Origin of the sequence: Flavobacterium daemonense, from assembly GCF_007341385.1 — a bacterium.
Taxonomy (GTDB): Bacteria; Bacteroidota; Bacteroidia; order Flavobacteriales; family Flavobacteriaceae; genus Flavobacterium; species Flavobacterium daemonense.
The window spans coordinates 1-25,714 of sequence record NZ_VJYD01000005.1; the positions used below are offsets into that span (position 1 = coordinate 1).

23 protein-coding genes, 1 tRNA gene and 1 riboswitch are annotated in these 25,714 nt (G+C 34.6%); of the genes, 14 read left to right on the top strand and 10 right to left on the bottom strand.

What is annotated here, in order from left to right; genetic code table 11:
* Positions 1 to 170: 170 nt before the first annotated feature.
* A tRNA-Gln gene (locus tag FND99_RS07955) sits at positions 171 to 241 on the bottom strand.
* Between the two features lie 245 nt (positions 242 to 486).
* On the opposite strand from FND99_RS07955, the gene FND99_RS07960 reads away from it, so the two are divergent.
* Entirely contained in the window at positions 487 to 3,768 is a 3,282-nt protein-coding gene (locus FND99_RS07960) for a glycosyltransferase family 117 protein (protein ID WP_144337445.1), read from the top strand.
* Between the two features lie 97 nt (positions 3,769 to 3,865).
* The gene (locus tag FND99_RS07965) at positions 3,866 to 4,504 is read left to right on the top strand and encodes a polysaccharide deacetylase family protein (protein WP_144337446.1); all 639 of its coding nucleotides are present in this window, start codon (positions 3,866 to 3,868) and stop codon (positions 4,502 to 4,504) included.
* A gap of 18 nt (positions 4,505 to 4,522) precedes the next feature.
* Here FND99_RS07965 and FND99_RS07970 read toward each other — a convergent pair whose 3' ends face one another.
* The 7 genes from FND99_RS07970 to FND99_RS08000 form a co-directional block, all read right to left on the bottom strand.
* Positions 4,523 to 4,825, bottom strand: coding sequence for a thioredoxin family protein (locus tag FND99_RS07970; protein ID WP_026728605.1), 303 nt, complete (start codon positions 4,823 to 4,825; stop codon positions 4,523 to 4,525).
* A 73-nt stretch (positions 4,826 to 4,898) separates the two neighbouring features.
* On the bottom strand, positions 4,899 to 6,134 hold the full coding sequence (locus tag FND99_RS07975; protein WP_144337447.1) for a metallophosphoesterase: 1,236 nt from the start codon (positions 6,132 to 6,134) through the stop codon (positions 4,899 to 4,901).
* Between the two features lie 179 nt (positions 6,135 to 6,313).
* A complete protein-coding gene (locus tag FND99_RS07980; protein WP_144337448.1) occupies positions 6,314 to 6,499 on the bottom strand; it encodes a hypothetical protein in 186 nt (61 codons plus the stop codon).
* A gap of 107 nt (positions 6,500 to 6,606) precedes the next feature.
* Entirely contained in the window at positions 6,607 to 7,944 is a 1,338-nt protein-coding gene (locus tag FND99_RS07985; RefSeq protein ID WP_246074195.1) for a sensor histidine kinase, read from the bottom strand.
* A 12-nt stretch (positions 7,945 to 7,956) separates the two neighbouring features.
* Entirely contained in the window at positions 7,957 to 8,631 is a 675-nt protein-coding gene (locus tag FND99_RS07990) for a response regulator transcription factor (protein ID WP_144337449.1), read from the bottom strand.
* A gap of 187 nt (positions 8,632 to 8,818) precedes the next feature.
* Entirely contained in the window at positions 8,819 to 9,010 is a 192-nt protein-coding gene (locus FND99_RS07995) for a hypothetical protein (RefSeq protein ID WP_144337450.1), read from the bottom strand.
* Positions 9,011 to 9,061: 51 nt separating this feature from the next.
* On the bottom strand, positions 9,062 to 9,277 hold the full coding sequence (locus FND99_RS08000; RefSeq protein ID WP_144337451.1) for a hypothetical protein: 216 nt from the start codon (positions 9,275 to 9,277) through the stop codon (positions 9,062 to 9,064).
* Positions 9,278 to 9,592: 315 nt separating this feature from the next.
* Between FND99_RS08000 and polA the strand changes: the two genes are divergently transcribed.
* Positions 9,593 to 12,433, top strand: a complete 2,841-nt coding sequence (gene polA / locus FND99_RS08005; RefSeq protein WP_144337452.1) for a DNA polymerase I — start codon at positions 9,593 to 9,595, stop codon at positions 12,431 to 12,433.
* Positions 12,434 to 12,639: 206 nt separating this feature from the next.
* Here the strand turns inward: polA and FND99_RS08010 are convergent, their stop codons facing one another.
* Positions 12,640 to 13,668 (bottom strand): LacI family DNA-binding transcriptional regulator, encoded by a 1,029-nt coding sequence (locus FND99_RS08010; RefSeq protein ID WP_144337453.1) that lies wholly within the window; start codon positions 13,666 to 13,668, stop codon positions 12,640 to 12,642.
* A gap of 195 nt (positions 13,669 to 13,863) precedes the next feature.
* On the opposite strand from FND99_RS08010, the gene FND99_RS08015 reads away from it, so the two are divergent.
* From FND99_RS08015 to tsf, 6 genes are all read left to right on the top strand, one after another.
* The gene (locus FND99_RS08015; protein ID WP_144337454.1) at positions 13,864 to 14,610 is read left to right on the top strand and encodes a ferritin-like domain-containing protein; all 747 of its coding nucleotides are present in this window, start codon (positions 13,864 to 13,866) and stop codon (positions 14,608 to 14,610) included.
* Positions 14,611 to 14,636: 26 nt separating this feature from the next.
* Positions 14,637 to 15,449, top strand: coding sequence for a ferritin-like domain-containing protein (locus FND99_RS08020; protein ID WP_144337455.1), 813 nt, complete (start codon positions 14,637 to 14,639; stop codon positions 15,447 to 15,449).
* Between the two features lie 192 nt (positions 15,450 to 15,641).
* The gene (gene rplM / locus FND99_RS08025) at positions 15,642 to 16,097 is read left to right on the top strand and encodes a 50S ribosomal protein L13 (RefSeq protein WP_144337456.1); all 456 of its coding nucleotides are present in this window, start codon (positions 15,642 to 15,644) and stop codon (positions 16,095 to 16,097) included.
* Positions 16,097 to 16,483: a 30S ribosomal protein S9 gene (gene rpsI / locus FND99_RS08030; RefSeq protein ID WP_071636269.1), complete on the top strand. Its 387-nt coding sequence runs from the start codon at positions 16,097 to 16,099 to the stop codon at positions 16,481 to 16,483. Before rplM ends, rpsI begins: the two co-directional genes overlap by 1 nt.
* A 246-nt stretch (positions 16,484 to 16,729) precedes the next feature.
* On the top strand, positions 16,730 to 17,494 hold the full coding sequence (gene rpsB, locus FND99_RS08035) for a 30S ribosomal protein S2 (RefSeq protein WP_026728619.1): 765 nt from the start codon (positions 16,730 to 16,732) through the stop codon (positions 17,492 to 17,494).
* A 138-nt stretch (positions 17,495 to 17,632) separates the two neighbouring features.
* The gene (gene tsf / locus FND99_RS08040) at positions 17,633 to 18,595 is read left to right on the top strand and encodes a translation elongation factor Ts (protein WP_144337457.1); all 963 of its coding nucleotides are present in this window, start codon (positions 17,633 to 17,635) and stop codon (positions 18,593 to 18,595) included.
* A 243-nt stretch (positions 18,596 to 18,838) separates the two neighbouring features.
* Here the strand turns inward: tsf and FND99_RS08045 are convergent, their stop codons facing one another.
* Positions 18,839 to 20,956, bottom strand: a complete 2,118-nt coding sequence (locus FND99_RS08045; RefSeq protein WP_144337458.1) for a M3 family metallopeptidase — start codon at positions 20,954 to 20,956, stop codon at positions 18,839 to 18,841.
* Between the two features lie 357 nt (positions 20,957 to 21,313).
* Between FND99_RS08045 and FND99_RS08050 the strand changes: the two genes are divergently transcribed.
* The 5 genes from FND99_RS08050 to thiC all read left to right on the top strand — a co-directional run bounded on the left by FND99_RS08050 (position 21,314) and on the right by thiC (position 25,642).
* The gene (locus FND99_RS08050; protein ID WP_144337459.1) at positions 21,314 to 21,973 is read left to right on the top strand and encodes a queuosine precursor transporter; all 660 of its coding nucleotides are present in this window, start codon (positions 21,314 to 21,316) and stop codon (positions 21,971 to 21,973) included.
* 14 nt (positions 21,974 to 21,987) lie between these two features.
* Positions 21,988 to 22,665, top strand: coding sequence for a hypothetical protein (locus FND99_RS08055; RefSeq protein ID WP_144337460.1), 678 nt, complete (start codon positions 21,988 to 21,990; stop codon positions 22,663 to 22,665).
* Positions 22,665 to 23,237, top strand: a complete 573-nt coding sequence (locus tag FND99_RS08060; protein WP_144337461.1) for a DNA-3-methyladenine glycosylase I — start codon at positions 22,665 to 22,667, stop codon at positions 23,235 to 23,237. The genes FND99_RS08055 and FND99_RS08060 overlap by 1 nt, the downstream gene beginning before the upstream one ends.
* A gap of 86 nt (positions 23,238 to 23,323) precedes the next feature.
* A riboswitch (TPP riboswitch) is annotated at positions 23,324 to 23,420 on the top strand.
* Between the two features lie 66 nt (positions 23,421 to 23,486).
* Positions 23,487 to 23,693, top strand: a complete 207-nt coding sequence (thiS, locus tag FND99_RS08065) for a sulfur carrier protein ThiS (RefSeq protein WP_144337462.1) — start codon at positions 23,487 to 23,489, stop codon at positions 23,691 to 23,693.
* A gap of 125 nt (positions 23,694 to 23,818) precedes the next feature.
* A complete protein-coding gene (gene thiC / locus FND99_RS08070) occupies positions 23,819 to 25,642 on the top strand; it encodes a phosphomethylpyrimidine synthase ThiC (protein WP_144337463.1) in 1,824 nt (607 codons plus the stop codon).
* The last annotated feature ends 72 nt before the right edge of the window (positions 25,643 to 25,714 follow it).

The following is a 25,714-nucleotide window of genomic DNA, read 5'->3' on the forward strand; positions in this document are numbered from 1 at the left end:
AGGACTCGAACCTAGAAAGACGGCACCAAAAACCGTAGTGTTACCATTACACCATAGACCAGCAATGCTGTTAAGCGGGTGCAAAATTAAAACTTTATTTAATTTATGCAAATTTTTAAGTCAACTTTTTTCATAAAAAAAAGCCTCTCATTTCTGAGAGGCTTTTTATGTTGGTCTACTAGGACTCGAACCTAGAAAGACGGCACCAAAAACCGTAGTGTTACCATTACACCATAGACCAGCAATGCTGTTAAGCGAGTGCAAATTTAGGGCTTTATTTAGTTTGCGCAAACTTTTTAACCAAAAAAAATTATTTTTTTAGTTTTTTTTCACTTTGAAAATCTTGAAAACAACAGAAGCTCCTCATAAACAACAAATTACTTTTCAAAGATAGTTTTATAGAATTTTTTGTTAATGCTCGTTTCTTTACACAAAAAAACATTTTCTTTGTAGGATAGAAAACATACAAAATTTTAACACCTAAATATGGCACAATTCAATTTCAATAAATGGAATACAATTATTGGTTGGTTTGCATTTGCAATCGCTTTAATTACCTATACTTTAACTGTCGAACCATCAATGAGCTTTTGGGATTGTGGTGAATATATTGCCACAGCAGCTAAACTAGAAGTTGGCCACCCACCAGGAGCACCTTTATTCCAAATGATGGGCGCATTTTTTGCAATGTTTGCTATAGATGCAAAACATGTGGCTGTGATGGTAAATATGATGTCTGTTTTTTCTAGTGCATTTACTATCTTATTTATGTTCTGGTCTTCGTCTATGATATTGAAAAAGATTGTTGCCCGATTTGCAGAAATTGACAAAAACAATTCGATTGTAATTTTAGGAAGTTCTTTTGTTGGAGCATTGGCCTATACTTTCTCGGACAGCTTTTGGTTCAATGCTGTAGAAGCAGAAGTTTATGCAATGGCATCCCTTTTAATTGCATTGCTTTTTTGGCTTGGTCTTCGTTGGGAACAAGACATGGATAAACCAAAAGGAAATAAATGGCTTTTAATTATTTCATTAGTTGTAGGTCTTTCATTTGGTGTTCACTTTATGGCCTTATTGACTATTCCATCTATTGGTTTTCTATATTACTTTAAGCATTATGAAAAAGTTACCATCAAAAATTTCCTTATTGCAAATGTTGTTGTAATCGGGATATTGTTGTTCATTTTTAAATTATTATTGCCTTTGACCATGGCATTTTTCGGAAAAACCGAAATATATATGGTTAACAGTTTAGGACTTCCTTTTAATTCTGGAACTATATTTGTTGCATTGCTTTTTGTAGCGTTCTTCTACTTTGGATTAAAATACACAAAACAAAAAGGTCTTATTTTTTATAACACCATTATTCTTTGTATTTTATTTATCCTGATCGGTTTCTCAACTTGGATGATGCTTCCTGTTCGTGCCAACGCAAATACAGTAATCAACGAAAACAAACCATCTGATGCTATTGAGGTTCTTGCCTATTACAATCGTGAGCAATATGGTGTAAACCCATTATTTTATGGACCACAATACACGGAATATTTTGCTGGGCTTGATGAGAAAACGCCTTATTTAGACAAGAAACCAAACTACGAAAGAGATTATAAAACTGGTAAATATATTATTACCAACAATTATAAAAACGCAGAACAAAACTCTGACGATAATCAAAAAACGATTCTACCAAGAATGTGGAGTACTGAAATGGCGCACATTCAGAATTATATCAACTTCACAAACCCGCCTAAGTTTAAAATCAATCCGAATTACGATTACGAAGAAGATTTAGCGAAATATGGCATTGACGCAAGCCAATTAAGCGAAGATGAATACAATAAAGCGACTGCTCAATTGAGAAATGAAGTCGAAAAAACAGTTTCAGAGTTCAGAAAAGCATTCGCACAAAAACAAATTGACAACGAAGGCTATGTTAAATTCTTAAAAAGCTATGGACAATATTTGATTATTGAAAAACCGACGACTACTGATAACTTCGCTTTTATGTTCGAATATCAATTTGGATATATGTATTGGAGATATTTGATGTGGAACTTTGTCGGACGTCAAAACGATGTTCAAGGAAAATATGACAACTTAGATGGAAACTGGATCAGCGGCATTAAAGCACTTGATTCGCTTCATTTAGGTTCTCAAGACAAACTGCCTTCAGATGTTTTAAACAACAAAGGTCGTAATGTTTATTATTTCCTTCCTTTTATTTTAGGGCTTATTGGAATAATGTATCACGCGAATAAAGACCTTAAGAGTTTTTATGTACTTTTAGCATTATTCTTATTTACTGGTATTGCCTTAAAAATTTATTTGAACGAAAGACCATTTGAACCTCGTGAAAGAGATTATGCTCTTGTTGGATCGTTTTATGTGTTTGCAATCTGGATAGGTTTTGGAGTATATTCTTTATATGAAAGCATTCAAAAATATCTTGCTCCAAAGATAGCTGGACCAGTAATTATTGCTGCTTCTCTATTAGCCGCTCCTGTTTTAATGGCTTCTCAAAACTGGGACGATCATGATAGATCAAACAGATATACAGCTGTTGCCATGGCAAAAGCCTATTTAAGTTCTTGCGATAAAGACGCGATTTTATTTACCATTGGAGATAACGACACTTTCCCACTATGGTATGCACAGGAAATAGAGCATTTTAGAACCGACGTTAAAATCGTAAATACTAGTTTATTTATGACGGACTGGTATATTGACCAGATGAAAGCAAAAGCTTATGAATCTGATCCATTGCCTATATCTTTTACACATGATGATTATGTTGGGGATAAATTGGACTACGTAGCGCATATTGAAAAAATTGACACACGCTGGAACATAACTGATTTTATCAATTTTATCAAAAATCCAAAATCAACTGTTGGTCTTCAAAATGGACAAACAATTCATTTCTATCCAACAAACAAAATCAGAGTACCTGTTGACAAAAATGTGATCCTTAAAAATAAAGTCGTAAATCCAAAATACAGCGATTCTATCGTGCCATATTTAGATATTGACATTAAAGGAAGCGCACTTTACAAAAACCGCTTAATGATGCTAGATATTTTGGCAAATAACAATTGGAAACGCCCTATTTATTTCAGTGGAGGTGCTTTTGATGATGAAGATTATTTATGGCTGAAAGACTATTTGCAATTAGACGGAATGGTTTACAAATTAGTTCCTGTTCGAAATGTACCGTCAAAAGATGGCGGACCAATGGATATGGGACAAATTGATGCAGATAAAATGTACAATATCGTAATGAAATGGGATTGGGGCAACAGTGAAAGCGAAAAAATCTACCATGATCCCGAAACCAGAAGAAACAGTATTACTTACCGTACAAACCTTTCTCGTTTAATGGATCAGCTTATTGCTGAAGGCAAAATTGACAAAGCTAAAAATGTAATTAATTTAGCAATGACAAAAATGCCATTGGATAAATTTGGTTATTATTCACTAGTTGAACCTTTTGCAAATGGATATTACAAAGTAGGAGAAACTGCAAAAGCTCAGGATCTGCTTAATAAACTGGTTACAAAATACAATGAAAACCTGAACTATTATGCAACATTGCCTCCTGGTGACCAGACTGATCTTGCAATGGATATTATAACTGACATCGAGCGCTACAGAAGTCTTTTACAAGTAATGCACCGTAATAACGACACGGCCTTTTTTGAAAAACACAAAAAGACTTTTAATACGTATGTAAATGTATTCGAACGTTTTGGACGCGAAAAAGAATAATAATATACGAAAAATATACTGATTAAAAAAATGCAGTGCTTTTAGATAAATAGCACTGCATTTTTTAATTTTACAGTATCTGTAAATCCATTTCAAAATGAGCTTTTATTGGGTCAAAACAAATTCATTTATAAAAAGGGTATTTTCTAAATATTGTTGGGATATTCCAAACAAAGAAAAGAAAATATACCTCACATTTGATGATGGCCCTACTCCAGAAGTTACAGAATGGGTTTTATCTGAATTGAAAAAATTTGACGCAAAAGCAACTTTCTTCTGCATAGGCAAAAACATTAATGCAAATGCGACTTTATTTGAAAGACTAATCGCTGAAGGACACGCCATTGGCAACCATACAATGAATCATATTAATGGATGGAAAAGCCAAACCAGCGAATATATTGAAAATGTAAAAAACTGCGCTTCCATTTTAGCCAACGAACAAAAATTAAACAGTTTATTGTTTCGTCCTCCTTATGGAAAAATCAAAAAAGCGCAATCTAAAATTTTGCGAAATCTTGGTTATAAAATAATAATGTGGGATGTTTTAAGCGCTGATTTCGACCAATCTATTACGCCAGAAAAATGCCTTGAAAACGTGACAAAAAATGTAACGTCAGGAAGTGTAATTGTTTTTCATGACAGTATTAAAGCATCGCAAAATTTAAAATTTGCTTTACCTAAAACTTTGCATTTTTTAAAAGAAAATGGATATGCTTTTGATGTTATTCATTAGAAAACATCGAAAGTCTTTTTATTGATTAAATTGTTCTTGAACAATTCCGATAATTGTATTGGCATCAAGTTCACCTGACTGCCTCCAGATCATTTGTCCTTCTTTATAAATCATAAGTGTCGGAAGACCCTTAATACGAAGAGCCTCAGCCAGTTCTTGATTCTTATCTACATCAATTTTGATTACTTTGGCTTTGTCGCCAAGTGCAGCCGCAACATCCTTAATTACTGGATGCATAGAAACTGAAGATTCGTTCCAATCTGTGTAAAAGTCAATCAACACAGGGACTTGAGCATTTATTAGTTCTCCAAATTTTGACATAAAACCAAAAATTTAAATTTTTTAATTTACTACAAAGAGGCAAATATTCTACAAATGTAGCATTTTTAACGAATTAAGCCACATTGTTGCCTTTTTTTAGTTCTATCACTGTTATTTCGGGCATGATACCAACTCTTCCTGGATAGGCATGAAACCCAAATCCACGGTTAACATAAATGTATCTTCCAGCTGTTTCGTACAATCCCGCCCATTGTTTGTAAATGTATTGTGCAAGACTCCATTTAAAATAACCCGGAATTTCGATTCCGAACTGCATACCATGTGTATGGCCCGCAAGCGTTAAATGAAAATTTTTAGGATGCTTATTAATTTCAGCGTCCCAATGGCTTGGATCGTGGCTCATTAAAATTTTAAAATCTTCCTGTGCAACATTCTCAGAAGCTTTATGCAAATCACCTGCTTTTTTAAAATTAACGCCCCAATTCTCTACTCCAATTAAAGCAATTTTATCACTACCTTTTTGAATATAAGTATGCTCGTTCAACATTAAGTCAAAACCAATTTGACCATATAAACTCTTGATTTGCTTAAAATTTTCTTCTTTTTGCTTTTCAGATGGCCATGTAACATATTCACCATAATCATGATTTCCTAAAACCGCAAACTTGCCGTATTTATAATTTTTGATTCTCTTGAAAGTTTCCAGCCACGGAAGCATTTCTTTCGCATGCGTATTTACAATATCGCCTGTAAACAAAATCATATCTGCCTCTTGCTGATTGATCAAGTCGATTGCATAATTTATCTTTTCTGGATTATCAAAACTTCCACTGTGAACATCTGAAATCTGTGTGATTCTAAAACCATCAAAAGCATCTGGAAGATCAGGAAAAAAGATGGTTTGTTTGATTACCTTGAAATTATATTTTCCTTCAAAAATTCCGTAAATCAAAGACAAAAATGGTACAGCAGCCAATCCTAATGCAAGTTGGCTAATAAACTTTCTTCTGTCTGGCATGATTTCTTTTCGTGGTGCATTGTAAACGAAATAATTTACAATACTTGCCCCAATTCTAAAAATATCTTCACTGAACATAATCAATGTCAGTACAATTTTTGGAACATAAATCAAAAGCATTAATCCCGTCGTAAACATAAATTGTTTTGTTTGTCCGACAGAACGATCAACTTGCGAGAAAGAATATATGATAAAAGCTAAAAGCAACGCACTTATGATCTGGTAGCTTATTAAAACCCATCTTACTTTAATGAGAGTTCGAAAAGCTTGATAGGAATAAAATTCAATAAACAGAAAAAGGGCGCAAAGAATTATAAAACGAAAAATCATTAGTTATAGTTTTAAGCAAAGTAACAAAGAATGAAAATTTTATTGCTTTTTATTATCAAAAATTTAACTCAATATAAAGAACAAAAAGCTGGCAGATTTCTCTGCCAGCTTTTTCTCTACCAAATTTTTTAAAACCTTTTATAAACCAAAACCATGTTTGCAGAGCAAACCTGTGTCTTTTATTTTTGAGCTTTTGCTGCTTCTGGCTTAGCTGCCTCTGCTTTTTTAGCTTTTTTATCAGCTTTTTTGTCTTTTTTAGGAGCTTTAGCTTCTTTTGCTGGAGCGGTTTGAGCTGGAGTTGTTTGAGCGTTTACCATTGCCACTGTTCCTAGAACAGCTACTGCTAGCATTACAATTTTTTTCATAATTTAATTTTTTTTTTTGCTGATTATTGTTTCATTATTATACCTCAAAGATAGAATCACAAAATGAAGTTTAAATGAAGTTTGAATGCATGTGAAAAAATTAACTTTTAATTATGTTTTGCAGCTTCTGGAAGCAATAATGTGAAGGTTGTTCCTTCATTTATTTTAGAAATAACTTTGATTTCGATATGATGAAAAGAAGCAATACTTTCTGCAATGGCCAGCCCTAACCCTTGCCCATCCTGATCTGAACTTATTCTCGTAAATCTATTGAATATTTTTTCGAGATGCGCTTCACTCATCCCAAGACCAGAGTCGGCAATTGAAATAAAGTAGCGGCCTTTTTCAAAACCATCTTCTATATTGATATTTCCATTAGGTCGATTGTATTTTATTGCATTGGTTACCAAATTATAAACCAAAATATGAATCAGCGTTTTATTTCCGGTAAAAGCATAATCGTACTTCATATGATTTTCAAAATGAATTTCTCGATCATCCATGCGATCTTGAAAATCAGACTGCAGATCATTTATGATTTCATGAAAATTGATGTTTTCATTTGCTTCATATTGGTTGTTTTCGATTCGGGAAATCAAAAGCAGATTATTTATAATTTTTTTCAACATATCGAGCGTCTTCAAAGAACCTGCAATTTTATCAACAGCATTATCATCCAAAGATTCATTTTGCAATAAATTTTCAAATTTGTTTTTTAGCAAAGCAATTGGGGTAAGCAATTCGTGAGAAACATTGGATATAAATTGTTTTTCTTTTTTGAAAAGCTCTGCAATTCTATCCATCATTTGATTTAAAACCAAATCCAGTTCTCTAAAATCTCTTGATTTTGCTTTTATTGGTGTGTGATCAAAAGCTTCAGGCTCATTGACTCGCCTTATTTTGGTATCGATGATTTTATAAAAAGGCTTAAGCAGATATTCAATATAAACGGTATCTGCTAAAAAAGTAGCGAGCAGAATCACCACTAAAACTATAATAATAAAGAATCTAATAATAAAGGTAAGATCATTTACTTCACTCAAACTACTGCCGATTTCCAACTGATAATCCTGATTTTCGTATGTAAAATGATATTGCAGAATTCGGTATTCATTTTCTTCACCTTCAATAATTCGGAATTCATTACTAAAGAATGTTTTTTTGTCATTCCCTTTTACAGGAACTTTTGAGAGCACAAGAAATTCGCTGTGCAATGTAGAAAACTGAGAATATGTTTCGGTCGAATCATCGGCGTTTTCAATAAAGTCATTGATTTCCTTTTGATTCAAATTATCTATAAATTTTTTCTTCTTTTCAATCAGTCCGTTATTAATGTGTCTGTAAACTACATTTTCGACTAAAATTGGCAGCATCAGCCATAAAATCAAAATCACCAACAAACGTGTCAGTGCATTAAAAATAGCTAATTGATGTTTTATCTTCACACGTTTACTTTTTTATTCGCTTATGCGATAACCCACATTTCGAACTGTTTCAAACCAATCTATAGATCTATGTTTATCTAGCTTCTTGCGGAGATTACGAACGTGAACATCGATAAAATTAGAATCAGAATTAACTTCAAGAATGTCGCCCCAAATATGTTCCGTCAATTGAAGTCTTGTAATAACCCTGTTTTTATTTAAAACCAAATATTGAAAAATATCAAATTCTTTTTTGGTCAAACTTAACGGCACTTCATTATAACTGACTTTATAATCTTGAAGTTGCAGTAAAAAGCCATGAATACTTAAACTATTTACAGTAAAACCATGCATCCTGCGAATCACAGCAAACAATCTGGCGCTTAGTTCAGTCAGAGCAAATGGTTTAGTCAAATAATCATCGGCGCCTAAATGAAGTCCATTGATTCTGTCGTCTAATTCGCCGCGAGCCGTGAGTACAATTACTGCCATTTTTGACTTTGTTTTTCGAACCGCCTGCAAAACCTCAAAACCATCGCCGTCTGGCAATCCCAAATCAAGCAGCATTGCGTCATAATCATTGCTGGCAACTTCTTCAAGAGCATCCTCACAAGTATGAGTTATTTTACAAACATAACCTGCATTACACAAAAAGTCGTAAACCTCTGCAGCAAGTTCCTTATTATCTTCAACAATCAAAATATTCATAGATACAGCTATTAAGCGCAATTAAATTTAAGCAATTTTAAAAAATCCCGTAGCGCATTATTAAAAAATTAACGAATAAAAAAAGCTGACAAATTTCTTCATCAGCTTTTTCAACCGCATTCTCCATAAACCATTATTCTTGTTTTGCTTTCTTTACGACGCAATGAAAACAAATCAAAAACAATTTTTATTTTTTCATAGTTGCATCAGTTTTTGGAGCTTCAGTTTTTGCTGATTTTTCTTTTTTATCAGACTTGTGATTATGGTGTTTTGTTGCTTTTACCTCTTTTGCCGGTGCAGCCTGAGTTGGTGCAGTTTGAGCATTCACCATTACACTTGTTCCTAAAACTAATACTGCTGCCATCAATAAATTTTTCATGATTTCTAATTTTTTAAGTTAATGTTTATTTATTCTTTTAAGTTGTTTTTCTTATTTTTTTACTTTTGCCGGTACTGGAGGCGGTGCCGGTGTCGCTTTTGTAGCTTCAGCTTTTACTGATTTTGTTTTTTTATCAGCTTTGTTTTTTGGTTCTTTTGTAGCTTTTGCTTCTTTTGCAGGAGTTGTTTTAACATCTTGTGCAGGAAATGCATGAACCATTGCACTAGTTCCTAAAACAGCTACTAATAGCATCAATAAATTTCTCATGATTTCTAAATTTTAAAATTAATTACCTTTTATTTTACAGATCAAAATTACCTTCGTAAAATGAAGAAAAAATGAAGAATTCTTACAATCTGAATATTTTAACGAGACATTAACGCTTTGCGGGATTTTACCATATAAGTTATATAAGTTGATTTAAATATTCTCGTTCAATAAATATTAGACACACTGCTGTGCGTCTCTACAGCGTGTGCGCTGGAAAAATGAACTTATATAACTTATATGGTGGAAAAAAATTCTTGCTAGTCTAATTTTTGCGACCTCAATTGTTTATTTTTACAGACTAATATTTTTAATATGTCAACTCAAAAACGTCTTTTTCTTCTTGATGCTTATGCATTAATTTTCCGCGGTTACTATGCCTTTATCAAAAACCCGAGAATCAACTCAAAAGGAATGGATACATCTGCAATTATGGGTTTTATGAACTCCCTTTTGGATGTTATTAAAAGAGAAAAACCAGATCATCTTGCTGTTGCTTTTGACAAAGGCGGAAGTCAGTTACGAAATGACTTGTTTCCAGAGTACAAAGCAAATCGCGACGTTACGCCCGAAGCAATCAAAATTGCCGTACCTTATATATGCGAATTATTAAAAGCAATGCATATTCCGATTATTGAAGTCGAAGGTTTTGAAGCCGATGACTTAATTGGAACAATTGCAAAACAAGCCGAAAAAGAAAACTATAAAGTTTTTATGGTTACGCCTGATAAGGATTTTGCTCAATTGGTTTCTGAAAACATCTTTATGTACAAACCGGCTCGTATGGGCAACGGAATTGAAATTTGGGGCGTTCCTGAAGTATTAGAAAAATTTGAAATCGATCGTCCAGAACAAGTAATTGATTTTCTTGGAATGATGGGCGACGCCGCCGATAACATTCCGGGACTTCCTGGTGTTGGTGAAGTTACAGCCAAAAAACTTTTGAAAGAATTTGGCACAATGGAAAACCTTTTGGCTAATACAGACAAGCTGAAAGGAAAAATGAAAGAAAACATTGAGGCTAATAAAGAAAAAGGATTATTGTCTAAAAAACTGGCTACAATTTTATTAGATTGTCCGGTAACTTTTGATGAAAATGATTATGAGCTTACACGTCCCGACATTGAAAAAACCGATGCTATTTTTCAGGAATTAGAATTTAGAAGAATGGCGGAACAATTTGATAATTTGTTTAAAACTGATGGAACTCAAACAACCACTCCTGCAGAACCAGATGCCAAATTATACAAAAAACCACAGCCTAAAAATGAAGATCAATTTGATTTGTTTGGAAGCGCTTCCGCAGATGAAGATGCAGAAACGCCAAGAACTTCATTTTACAGTACTTTAGAAAACACTGAACATTCTTATCAGATTGTCCAAGGTGATTTAGGAATTAAATTGCTTTTACAGAATTTACAAAAACAAACTTCGGTTTGTTTTGATACAGAAACTACAGGAATTGATGCACTGCATGCCGAACTTGTTGGAATGTCCTTTTCATACGAAAAAGGAAAAGCATTTTATGTTCCGTTTCCAGAAAGTCAGGAAGAAGCAAAAGCTTTAGTTGACAAATTTGTTCCGTTTTTTGAAAATGAAAACATCGAGAAAATTGGACAGAATTTAAAATACGATTTGAAAATCCTTGCTAATTACGGCGTTACTGTAAAAGGAAAACTTTTTGATACGATGATTGCGCATTATTTGATCAATCCAGATATGCGCCATAATATGGATATATTGGCTGAAACGTATTTGAAATATTCTCCAAAATCAATTGAAACTTTAATTGGCAAAAAAGGAAAAAATCAAATTTCGATGCGTGATGTCCCTTTAGAAGATATTAAAGAATACGCTGCCGAAGATGCTGATGTTACGTTGCAATTAAAAGAAATTTTTACAACTGAATTAGACAAAACCGAAACTAAAAAACTGTTTGATGAAATCGAAATTCCGTTAGTAAGCGTTTTAGCGGCAATGGAAACAGAAGGTATTCGTTTGGATGTAGATTTCTTAAAAGCAATGTCATCAGAAATGGATGTCGAAATCAAATCTTTAGAACAACAGATTTACGAAACCGCTGGCGAAAAATTCAATCTTGCTTCTCCAAAACAGCTGGGAGATATTTTATTTGACAAACTAAAAATTGGCGGTGCAAAACAAAAGAAAACCAAAACAGGTCAATATGCAACCGGAGAGGAAGTTTTGACTTATTTGGCAAATGATAATCCAATTGTAAAGCAAATTTTAGATTGGCGTCAAATGGTGAAATTGCAAAGCACTTATATTTTGGCTTTGCCAGAACAAGTTGATAAAAAGACTTTACGCGTCCATACTGATTATATGCAGACTGTTGCCGCAACGGGACGTCTGAGTTCTAATAATCCGAACTTGCAGAATATCCCGATTCGTACAGAAAGAGGACGTCAAATCCGTAAAGCTTTCGTGGCACGCGATGAAAATCATACTTTAATCTCTGCAGATTACTCGCAAATTGAGTTACGAATTATCGCTGCTTTGAGTGGCGAAGAAAACATGATTAAAGCATTCCAAGACGGAGAAGATATCCATAAAGCAACGGCTTCAAAAGTATTTAATGTTGCTTTAGAAGAAGTTTCGCGCGAACAAAGAAGCAACGCAAAAACAGTAAACTTCGGAATTATATATGGTGTTTCTGCTTTCGGTTTGAGCAATCAAACGTCATTATCAAGAAGCGAAAGTGCGGCTTTGATCGAAGCGTATTATAAAACGTATCCACGATTAAGATCGTACATTAACGAGCAAATAGAATTTGCACGCGAAAAAGGCTACGTTCAAACGATTTTAGGTCGTCGTCGTTATTTAAAAGATATTAATTCGGCAAACGCAGTGGTGCGAAGTGCTGCGGAACGAAATGCGGTTAACGCACCAATTCAAGGAAGCGCTGCAGATGTAATTAAAATCGCGATGATCAACATTCACAAAAAATTACAGGACGAAAACTGGAAATCTAAGATGTTGCTTCAGGTTCATGATGAGCTTGTGTTCGATGTTCATAATGACGAACTCGAAAAAATCCAGCCAATGATCAAACACGAAATGGAAAATGCTTTTAAAATGGCGGTTCCTTTGGAAGTTGAATTAGGTTTAGGTAAAGATTGGTTAGAAGCGCATTAAATTATTTTAGATTTTTGACTTTAGATTTTAGATTTCTGAACCTTCGCAATCTTGTCTTTGCGAGGAACGAAGCAATCTCATTTACTAGATCAAACTTTGTGTCTCATTTTAGTGAGATTGCTTCATTCCTCGCAATGACACACAAATTGTATAATAAAAAAGGACCGTTCTTACGAACAGTCCTTTTTTTTTATCAAATCTATTTTTTACTTAACTTTTCTAGTCGATTCTCTTTCTTTTAAAACCGTCTTAATAACGATGGTTTCATAATCAGAAGTTTCTTCTTCGCTTTCTTCCAATCTTTTGATCAATCGTTTTGCAGCAACTTCACCAATTTCAATTCCGTGCTGGCTTACTGTTGTCAAACTTGGAGACAAACGTCTTGAAGCTAAAATTCCGTCAGCAAAACCAATGATCGAAATGTCTTCTGGAACTCTAAAACCTTTTTTCAAACTTACTCTCAAAGCGGCAACCGAATCATTTTCATCCAAAGCAAAAATAGCATCGATTTTGTGATCAAAAAGACCATCAATTTTGGCTTTCATATCATCTTCCGAATCGGTTCTTAAAATGATTTTTTCGTTAACCGGAATATTATTGTCTTTTAAAGCTTTCAAATATCCGTCGGCTCTTAATTTTCCAACACTTAAATTATCTACAGAAGAAATAAGCGCGATATTTTTACATCCTAAATTAATTAAATGCTGCGTTGAGTTTAAAGCCGAATCAAAATCGTCAACTACTACTTTATCACATTCTACTTCATCTGCAATTCGGTCAAACATTACAATTGGAGTACCATCATTTATAATAGCCGAAAAATGATTGTAATCCTGTAATTTTTGAGCTTCCTCAGAAACTGAAAGAATGAATCCGTCAATTGTTCCGTTGCTCAACATTTCAAGTGTATGAACTTCTTTCTCTAAAGATTCATTCGAAATACAAGTAATTACATTATATCCTTTTTTGTCTGCCACTTTTTCGATACCGCTAAACACTTTCGCGAAAAAAGAGTTCAATATATTAGGTATAATTACACCAATTGTTTTGGTTTTACGATTTTTTAAATTCAGACCAATAACATTCGGCTTGTAATTTTTGAGTTTGGCATACTCCTTAATCTTCACCTTCGTCTGCTCACTGATTTCTGGACTGTCATTTAATGCCTTAGACACCGTAGACACAGAAACACCTAGTTCTTTCGCAATTTGTTTAAGAGTTGCTTTAGCTTTCATCTAATAAAATTTTATCTAATTAATACAAATATAGTAGAATTACCTAAAATAAAACAAAAAAGCCCTACCACTATTTAAAATTATAAAGCCTTTTTTAAAATAAAATTAAAAAATAGCGCTTATCCAAAACCGTATGCTGCTTAATCTCGTTAATAACTTAATACATGTTATTAACCTTAATAAAAACCTTTGATTATGAAAAACGAAGTTAAAATTCATGAAGTTGACCCTTCACTGGATAGCAGAAGGAGCTTTCTTAAGCTCAGTGGACTAACATTAGTTACCGCAGGTTTGGTTTTAGCTGGTTGCAGCAACAATGATGATGATAACAATATGCAGGACAATACCCTGCCAGGCATAAAGGACGGAGTGTTTGATTTAGGCTCAGGAGATTTTGGCGTATTAACGTACGCGTATGCTCTTGAACAATTAGAAGCCGATTTTTATACGAAAGTTGTAAACGCCTCAAATTTCAATTCTACTTTTAGTGATATCGAACGCCAAGTTCTGACCGATTTATATCATCATGAAGTAATTCACAGAGATTTTTTCAAAGCCGCTTTGACTGGAGCACTTCCAGATCCTGGCACACAACTGCTTCCCTCCTTGGCATTCAACTATGGTTCCATGAATTTTAATAGCCGCAACGAAGTTCTTGCTACCGCAAAAGCACTTGAAGATACTGGTGTTGCCGCATACAATGGCGCAGGAAAACTAATTAAAAGTGCCGACTATTTATTATTAGCTGGAAAAATTGTTTCTGTAGAAGCAAGACATGCATCTGCAATAAGAAGCTTAATCAACCCAAATTCTAAAGATTTTGCTGGTGACGATATTATAAGCACATCAACTGGTTTAGATGCAGCGAAAGATCCTTCCAAAATTCTACCTATTGCCGGAGGATTTATCACTACAAAATTCACTGCCAAATATTTACCTTAATCTTAACTAGCTAAAACTTAGAAATTATGAATATTTTAAAATTTATAGAAACTTTTACTGATGATAGCTTAATAGCAAGAACTGGCTCAAGAAGAGACAGTTTTAATCAGTTTGGAAATATTGGAAGAAATCTCGCGCTAGCTTCAATCCCTTTTGGATTATCTGCAATGGCTAATAAAGCGCTTGCTAAAGATATAACGCCAACACCAGCCACGCCAATTGGAGCTTTGCAATTTGCACTGACTTTAGAATATCTAGAAAACGAATTTTATGCTATGGCTTTAGATTCTGGTGTAATTCCTGCATCAGAAAACGGAGGACGCGACTTAAAAGTTTTTCAGCAAATTGCGGCACATGAATCAAATCATGTCAAATTTTTAATTGCAGGACTGGGCGGTACAATGAGTGCAAATTTTGTTGCAAAACCCACTTTTGATTTTACTGTAGGAGGAGCATTTGATCCTTTTCATGATTATCCAACTTTTTTGGCATTGGCACAAGCCTTTGAAGATACAGGCGTAAGAGCTTATAAAGGTCAGGCAGCTAATTTAATAACAACACCCGATTTATTGACTGCTGCATTGCAAATACATTCGGTTGAAGCGCGACATGCATCTGAAGTTCGTCGCTTGCGCGGATTGAAAGGATGGATTTCAAATGCAGAACGAGGCGCCGGTATGCCACCAGCAACTCAAGCCGTTTACGATGGCGAAGGTGTTACCATGCAGGCAGGGTTCAATACATCAACAGCTTTTGGAGCTTCCGCAGGATCAGAAGCTTACGACGAACCGCTGAACACACAGCAAGTTGTTGACATTGCAAATTTGTTTATTGTTTAACAAAATAATTCTAAATATTGAACCACCTTCGCGTTATCGTGAAGGTGGTTTTTTTTTAATGTTTTAAATATAAAACTGACACCCTGATTTTCAGGATATAAAATATTCTTTTCAGGTATTTGGTTTTAAAATAATTAATTGTACTTTTGCATCCCCTTTATTGGGGATGGAATGTTTAATTAAAATAATATTATGGACGCATTAAGCTACAAAACAGTTTCAGCTAGCAAAGCCACTGTAACTAAAGAGTGGATTGTTGTTGACGCTGAAGGTCATAACTTAGGACGTCTTGCTTCAAAGGTTGCAATGATCTTAAGAGGTAAGTACAAGCCAAGTTACACACCGCACGTTGACTGTGGAGATAACGTAATTGTTATCAACTCAGAAAAAATTAACCTTACAGGTACAAAAATGAATGACAAAATTTACATGCGTCATACAGGTTACCCAGGAGGACAAAGAACTTTAACTGCTAAAGTATTGCAATCTAAAAACCCTGCATTATTAGTAGAAAAAGCTGTAAAAGGTATGTTGCCTAAAAACAAATTAGGTGCTGAACTTTTTAGAAATCTAAATGTTGTTGTAGGAGCTGAGCACAAACACGGAGCTCAAAAACCTAGAACTGTTAACCTAAATGATCTTAAGTAATGGGAGTTATTCACAAAATCGGTAGAAGAAAAACCGCTGTTGCTCGTGTATATGTTTCTGAAGGAACAGGAACTATCACTGTAAACAAAAAAGAATTCGCAACTTACTTTCCAACTGCAACTTTACAATACAAAGTTTTACAACCATTGTCTATGACAGAAAATGTAAACAACTTTGACGTTAAAGTAAACGTTTACGGAGGTGGTACAACTGGTCAGGCAGAAGCTGTAAGAATGGCATTAGCACGCGTAATGTGTGAAGTTAACGCTGAAAACAGAGGAATCCTTAAACCAGAAGGTTTATTAACAAGAGACCCAAGAATGGTTGAACGTAAGAAATTCGGTCAGAAGAAAGCTCGTAAGAGATTCCAATTCTCTAAACGTTAATATTACCTGTCTTGTTCAGATGGGACAAGACATTATCAATTATTTATTGAAATTAAAAAACACAGTTATTGTTGCTCTCCTATCGAGGTAGGAAATAGTTTAGCATCTAAATGAAACTGGGATTGAAAGATTAAAAGATTGAATAATTAAAAGATTACAACTGAAATTTTTTAAATCTTTAAATTTTTAAATCATTAAATCCATAACGGGACATTGCTAATCAACAGAACGTAAACTAGTACAAAAATGGCAAACAAAATAGAAGTAAAAGAATTACTAGAAGCAGGTGTTCACTTCGGACACATGACTAGAAAATGGGATCCAAATATGGCTCCTTACATTTATATGGAGCGTAATGGTATTCACATTATCAATCTATATAAAACTGCAGCTAAAATTGAAGAGGCTAATGAAGCTTTGAAAAAAATCGCTGCATCAGGTAGAAAAATCTTATTCGTAGCTACCAAAAAACAAGCAAAAGACATCGTTGCTGATAAAGCAAAAGCTGCAAACATGCCTTACATCACTGAAAGATGGCCAGGTGGAATGCTAACTAACTTCGTAACTATCAGAAAGGCAGTTAAAAAAATGTCTTCTATCGATAAAATGAAGAAAGATGGTACTTTCAACACTCTATCTAAAAAAGAGCGTTTGCAAGTTGATCGTCTACGTGCTAAATTAGAGAAAAACTTAGGTTCAATCGCTGACATGTCTAGACTACCAGCTGCATTGTTCGTAGTAGATATCAAAGCTGAACACATCGCAATAAAAGAAGCTCAAAAATTAAACATTCCAGTTTTCGCAATGGTTGATACGAATTCTGACCCAAGAGAGGTTGATTACGTGATTCCTGCAAATGATGACGCTTCTAAATCAATTGACAAAATTTTATCTTTAGTGACTACTGCAGTAATCGAAGGTCTTTCTGACAGAGGTGCTGAAAAAGAAGTTGAAGTAGCTGAAGAAGCTCCAGCTGCTGAGGCTGAAGCTGCTCCTGCAACTGAAGAATAAATCAAATTTTAAATTCCAAATTTTAAATTCCAAACTCCAAATACAAAATTAAAAACGTTATGTTGATAATTTAATAAAATTGGAGTTTGGGATTTAGAAGATGGAATTTTTACTTTTAACATTAAAATTCAAAATATTATGGCAACAATTACTGCTGCAGACGTAAATAAATTAAGACAATCTACAGGTGCCGGAATGATGGACTGTAAAAAAGCTTTAGTTGAGGCTGAAGGAGATTTCGATAAAGCTATACAAATTCTTAGAGAAAAAGGACAAAAAGTTGCTGCTAACCGTTCTGACCGTGAGTCTGCTGAAGGAGCTGCTGTTTCTTTCATCAATGCTGACAACACTAAAGGAGCTATCATCACTTTAAACTGCGAAACTGACTTCGTAGGTAAAAATGAAGCTTTCGTTGCTTTAGCTAAAGAATTAGTAGAAAGAGCTATCAACTTCTCTTCTAAAGAAGAATTATTAGCTTCTGATTTCAACGGAATTACAGTTGCTGAGAAATTAATCGAGCAAACTGGAGTTATCGGTGAGAAAATCGAAATCGGTGGTTTCGAAATTTTAGAAGGTGCTTACGTTGGATCTTATGTTCACGTTAATAAAATTGCTGCTTTAACTGCAATTTCTGCTCCAGTTGCAAACGCTGAAGCTTTAACAAAAGACATCTCTATGCAAGTTGCTTCTATGGGAGCTGATACTTTATCTTACAAAGATTTTGATCCTGCTTTCGTTGAGTCTGAACTTGCTGCTCGTATTGCTGTAATCGAAAAAGATAATGAAGAAGCAAAACGTTTAGGAAAAACTTTGAAAAACGTTCCTAAATACATCTCTTTCTCTCAATTAACTCCTGAAGTTATCAAACAAGCAGAAGAAGATGCTAAAGCTGAATTAAAAGCTGAAGGTAAACCAGAGCAAATCTGGGATAAAATTCTTCCAGGAAAAGTACAACGTTTCATTTCTGACAACACTTCTTTAGATCAAGAAAAAGCTTTACTTGATCAAAACTTCATCAAAGATGACAGTAAAAAAGTTGGTGATTACGTTAAAGGATTCAACGTTGAAATTACTGGTTTCAAAAGAGTTACTTTAGGTTAATATAATTATTTCAATATAAAAAAGCCCTGAATCTTACAATTCAGGGCTTTTTTTGTTCTGCATAAACTGGACTGATCCCGAAGCCTCGGGACAGCTCTACAATATAATTTGTTCCTTTTGGAACTGCTAAAAAAAGCCTTTGGCTTTCTTTTTATTTTGTAAATAGGATTTAAGTCGAATAGAATTCAATAAAAAATCCCCGAACAAATAATTATTCGGGGACTTTTATAGATTTTCATCTTATTATTTTTTACCCTTAATCGGGAAGTTTCTTGCACGCATCAAAGCATCTGATTTTGGAGCTCTGCCTCTGAAATTTTCATAAGCTTTCTCCTGATCGATTGTATTTCCAACACTGAAAACAGTATCGTAAAGTCTTTTAGCAACTGCCTTATCATAAGGTCCTTTTCCTTCTGTAAAAGCTTCCCAAGCATCAGCATTGATAACATCTGCCCATAAATAACTATAGTATCCAGCAGCGTACCCATCACTTGAAAAAATATGTCCGAATTGTGGAATACGGTGACGCATTACAATTTCTGACGGCATATGAAGCGCATCTAAAGTTTCTTTTTCAAATTTATGAGGATCAATTGGCTCTGTAGCCAAGTGAAGTTTCATATCCACCAATGAACTCGAAATTGTTTCTACAGTTGAAAATCCTTCTCCGAAATTAGCCGCTTTTTCAATTCTCTCAACTAAAGCCTGTGGTATTGGCTGATTTGTTTTATAATGTAAAGCAAATTTATTCAACACTTCTGGAGTTGCCAGCCAGTGCTCTAATAATTGCGATGGGAATTCAACATAGTCTCTTGCAACAGAAGTTCCAGCTAAACTTGGATACGTAACATTTGAACATAATCCATGAAGCGCGTGTCCAAATTCGTGGAATAACGTACTTGCATCTTCCCAAGAAATTAAAATTGGCTCATTTGGCGCACCTTTAACGAAGTTACAGTTGTTAGACACAATTGTAAGTACATTTCCATCTAATTTTTCTTGATTACGATAAGCATTCATCCAAGCTCCTGAACGTTTTCCTGCACGTGCATAAGGATCAAAATACCATAAACCAACCACTTTGCCCGTTACTTTGTTGCTTACTTCCCAAACACGCACATCTGGATGGTAAACCGGAACATTTGTAATTTGTTTGAAACTTAAATTAAACAATTCACCAGCAACCCAAAACATACCTTCACGCAAGTTTTCTAATTGAAGATAAGGCTTAACCTCATTTTGATCTAAGTCATATTTTGCTTTTCTAACTTTTTCAGCATAAAAACGGTAATCCCAAGGCTGAATTTTAAAGTTTCCTCCTTCAGAATCAACGATTTTTTGCATCTCGGCAACGTCTTTATGAACTTGCTCCACAGCTGGCTCCCAAACTGACTCCATCAAAGCCAACGTCTTTTTTGGGTCTTTTGCCATTTTGTTTGACAAACTCCAATCAGCAAAAGTTGGGTAACCCAATAATTTTGCTTTTTGAGTACGCAATTGCAAAATTGAAACAAGCGTTGCATTGTTGTCATACTCGTTACCATTATCTCCACGTTTCACGAAAATATCAAACGCTTTTTCTCTTAAATCTCTGCGTGTTGAAAATGTCAAAAATGGCTCAATTGAAGAACGTGTGTTTGCAATACAGCCCAACACATTCAATTTTCTTTCTTTTGCTTCAGCAATCGCAGCATTTTTTACTTCTTCTGGCAAACCAGCAAAATCGCTTTCTGTTTTTAACTCAACATATTGGTTATGCTCTTCTGCTAATAAATTTTGGCTGAAACGTGTAAAAAGCGTAGCCAATTCTTTGTTTATTCCAGCAACTTTTGCTTTGTCAGCATCATTTAATTGCGCACCTTGACGAACAAAATTAGTGTAATACAACCAAATTAAACGTTGCTGTTCTCCCGTAAGTTTACTTTTTTCTTTTGAATTATAAACCGCTTCAATTCTGGTAAATAATTTTTTATTCTGGTTGATTTTATCTGAAAACTCAGAAAACTTTGGTGACAATTCTCTGTCAATTGCGCTAAATTCTGGGCTGCTTAAGTTTGATCTGTAGATTCCGTACACCGTCATAATTCTTTCGATCGTTTGACCAGAACGCTCTAAAGCAACTATGGTATTTTCGAAAGTAGCTGGTTTTGGGTTATTGGCAATAACATCTACTTCGTTTAATTTTTCCTGAATCGCAAATTGAATTGCTGGTTTAAAGTCTGAAACTTTATACTCATTGAAGGCAGGAACTCCTCCGTAAGGTCCTGACCACGGTTTTAGCAACGGATTATCAGAATTGCTTTGTGCGGATGTCGCAAAAAAAGTAGTACTCATGATAAAAATTGACATTAATTTTTTCATTCTCATTAATTTGATTTTAAATAATAGAAACTTGTTCTTCTCCAAAAATACCTAAAAATAACCAATCAGCAGCATATCACAATATGTTAAAAAAATGATGCAAATAAAACAATCTGGTTTTCAACAAAAGTTTTAGTATACCTGTCAATCCCAAAAACACATAACTAACTAATAAAAAATACATTACAATAAGAAAAAACCAAAAAAAACAATATTGATCTTCTTATTATATTTTCTTTTGCACTATTTTTAGAAAAGAAAAAAATCAAAATGAAGTTTGTTTGACACGGAATATTTAATCTATTTTCATCTTAAAATAATTAACTTTGAAAAAATAGATTTTTATAATTAACTTATATGTTTAAAACCAAAAAAGAAATTGTCTTTGTAATTCTGGCAGGTATATTTATAACAAATGCAGTTGTGGCTGAACTAATTGGAGGGAAACTTATCCAGGTTGGCCCATTTGTAATGAGCATCGGGATTTTGCCTTGGCCTGTGGTTTTTTTAACAACCGACTTAATTAATGAGTATTTTGGCGAAAAAGGAGTAAAAAAACTTTCCTTCATTACGGCTTGTTTGATAGCATACGCTTTTTTGATTTTATTTATGGCAATTGTAATTCCGGCAGCGAAAGGAATAAGTCCTGTAAATGACGAACAATTTCAAGCGGTTTTTGGCCAAAGTATGTGGATTATTGTCGGAAGTTTGATTGCATTTATGGCGTCGCAATTAATTGATGTTTGGATTTTCTGGTTCTTTAAAAGACGTACAGGCGAGAGAAAAATTTGGCTCAGAACAACAGGATCAACGGTAATCTCACAATTATTTGATTCTTTTATTGTTCTTGGAATTGCATTTTGGCTACCTGGAAAAATTAATTTTGATACCTTTATATCTTCAGCATTAATTGGTTATACATTCAAATTATCTATTGCAATTTTGTTGACTCCATTAATATACGCGGGACATCATTTGATTAAAAAGTATTTGGACGAAGATCCACACAAAGAATAAAAAACATCTGAGTTATGAAAAGTGTCAGCTTACTTATTTTATTCGCATTAACATGTTTCTTTTTTAGCTGTGGCGGTGATGAAAAAAAGCCACCTAAAAAAATAATCATGCCCGTAAATATGCTGACTCCTGCGCCCGTTAAAAAAGGTGTAAAAATTTCATCAAAAAACATCAAGGCGCCAAAGGAAATTGCAACAAAAAAAACAGCTGCGAACCAAACTCCTTTTGCAGTAAAAAATTCCATCAGTATAACTCCGGTTCCTAATTTAGAGAGCAAAACACAAAACACCAATATCGATGTCAAAAAAGAAGCAAATGATAAATTGCTCAACTTTGTAAACGTTCGAAAAATATTGGATAAGTGCAAAATGGGTCAGACTTTGACTCAAAAAGAACTGACTCAAAACTTTGAAATTCCGGAAGAAGCCGTCAAACTAGTTAAAAGTGTTACTAAAACTGCAGAAAATGAGCTTTCAGTAAAATGGAAGTCAACTTGGCTTGTCGAAAAAGTATCTGATGCCGAGCTTGAAGACGGCAAAATGAAAGTAAAATTCAAAGCAAATAAAATGTATATGTCCGGCAATGCCATCGGTATTAAATACAACCGAAAAGTATATAATAATTTGATAATTGTGGGCCATTCTGCTTATATCCCGAGCGTAAAAGGATATAGCTGGCAAATAGGAAGGTAATGGAAAAAGAAAATTTGATTCGATGTGGCTGGTGTACTTCCAGCGATTTATATAAAAAATACCATGACGAAGAATGGGGAGTTCCCGTTTATGACGACCCTACTCTATTTGAGTTTTTAATTCTAGAAACTTTTCAAGCGGGTCTAAGCTGGATTACGATTTTAAATAAAAGAGAAAACTTCAGAGCTGCTTTTGATTATTTTGACTATAAAAAAGTAGCCAATTATTCTGAAGAAAAAATCGAAGAATTAATGCAGGATACCGGCATTATCCGCAACAAATTAAAAATCAAAGCCGCGGTTTCAAACGCTCAGGCTTTTATGAAAGTCCAGGAAGAATTTGGCAGTTTTTCAGATTATATTTGGAAATATACGGATGGAAAACCTATTGTTAACAATCCAAAAACATCAAAAGAAGTTCCTGCAACCACACCACTTTCAGATGAAATAAGCAAAGATTTGAAAAAAAGAGGTTTTAAATTTGTTGGTTCCACCGTTGTTTATGCGCACATGCAAGCTACCGGAATGGTCAATGATCACGCCGAAGATTGCTTTATCCGCAAGGGAAAATAGTCCAAGTTTTTCAGTCTCAGTTTTCAGTTTTTCAAAAACTTGAAACATGAAACCGGAAACTTTCAAACAAATTTTATTACATTTGCTTCACACTTTAGGGGTGTCTGCATCGCGCAGGCTGAGATTTTACCCTCTGAACCTGATCTAGTTCATACTAGCGTAGGGAAAAGTAAGATGACTTCTTGAACGCATTTCTGTGCGTTATTGCAGCCATTCCTATTGTGTATCTATACACTAAACTGAAAAGGAATGGAACTAAAAATCAATCAACAAACCAAAAATTTCAATGCTGAATCGCTAAGCGTTCAATCATTGCTCGATCTCGAAATTCCGCACAAACAAAACGGAATCGCCGTTGCTGTCAACAACACTGTTGTTCCAAAAACCAATTGGAACGAATTCCTCGTACAAGAAACCGACGAAATTTTGATTATTTCTGCTACACAAGGTGGATAGGATTTATATTCCAATTATATACTGGATGTAGACGCACTGCTGTGCGTCTCTACGGAAAAACGTTGCAAATAAACGCAATCCGAACAACTTGAAACTTTAAACTTCAAACCTGAAACAAAAAACATATGACTACAGAAGAACAAATATCCAGAACCCCGTTTCCGAATTCTAAAAAGGTCTATATAGACGGAGAAATTCATCCCATAAAAGTGGCAATGCGTGAAATTCATTTGAGCGACACGAAACTTTCAAATGGCGGAATTGAAAAAAATCCACCGGTTACCGTTTATGACACTTCTGGTGCTTATACAGATCCGAATATTGAAATTGATATTCGAAAAGGTTTGCCACGCTTGCGCGAAAGTTGGATTCTTGACCGAAATGATGTTGAAATTTTAAGCGAGATAACTTCAGATTACGGTCAAAGCCGATTGAAAGATAAAAGTTTGAATCATCTTCGTTTTGAATATTTGCATCAGCCAAAACGTGCTAAAAAAGGTGCAAACGTAACTCAACTATATTACGCCAAACAAGGAATCATCACTCCAGAAATGGAATATATCGCGATTCGTGAAAATCAACGAATTGAACTTTTGAACGAACAAACTAAAGCCATGCAATGCCAACACGGCGGTCATAATTTTGGTGCCAATACACCAAAAAGCAAAATTACACCAGAATTTGTCCGTTCTGAAGTTGCCTGCGGAAGAGCTATAATTCCGAACAATATCAATCATCCTGAAAGCGAACCGATGATCGTAGGTCGTAATTTCTTGGTAAAAATCAATGCCAATATTGGCAACAGTGCCGTGACTTCGAGCATTGAAGAAGAAGTTGAAAAAGCCGTTTGGGCTTGTCGCTGGGGAGCCGACACGATTATGGATTTATCAACGGGAAAAAATATCCATGAAACTAGAGAATGGATTATTCGAAATTCCCCTGTTCCAATCGGTACAGTTCCAATTTATCAGGCTCTGGAAAAAGTAAAAGGAATTGCCGAAGATTTGACTTGGGAAATTTTCCGCGACACCTTAATTGAACAAGCAGAACAAGGTGTGTCATACTTCACAATTCACGCTGGAGTTTTGCTTCGATATATTCATTTAACTGCAAATCGAGTTACCGGAATTGTTTCGCGCGGCGGATCGATTATGGCAAAATGGTGTTTATTTCATCATAAAGAAAACTTTTTATACACACATTTCGAAGAAATCTGCGAAATCATGAAACAGTACGATGTCGCTTTTTCTCTTGGAGATGGCTTACGTCCTGGTTCGATTGCCGATGCTAACGATGCAGCTCAATTTGCCGAATTAGAAACTTTAGGTGAATTGACAAAAATCGCTTGGAAACATGATGTTCAGGTTTTTATTGAAGGTCCAGGACATGTTCCAATGCATATGATTAAAGAGAACATGGACAAACAATTGGAGCATTGTCATGAAGCACCTTTTTACACGCTTGGTCCATTAACAACTGATATTGCACCGGGCTACGATCATATCACTTCGGCAATTGGCGCGGCTATGATTGGTTGGTACGGCTGTGCAATGCTGTGTTATGTAACCCCAAAAGAGCATCTTGGTTTACCGAATAAAAAAGATGTAAAAGACGGCGTAATCACCTATAAAATTTCTGCTCATGCCGCCGATTTAGCAAAAGGTCATCCGGGAGCGCAATACCGCGATAATGCTTTAAGTAAAGCCCGTTTTGAATTCCGTTGGGAAGATCAGTTTAATTTGGCTTTAGATCCAGATACCGCGAGAGAATTTCATGATGAAACACTTCCGGCTGATGGTGCAAAAGTGGCGCATTTTTGTTCAATGTGTGGACCAAAATTCTGTTCTATGAAAATATCTCAGGAAATTAGAGATGTTGCAGCCGCGGAAAAAGGAATGCAGGAGAAATCAGAGGAATTTATTGAAAACGGGAAAGAGATTTACATATAGTGAGATGAAATTTGTAAAATGTGAAATGCATTGATTTTCACATTTTACATCTCACAAAAAGCATTTTACAAA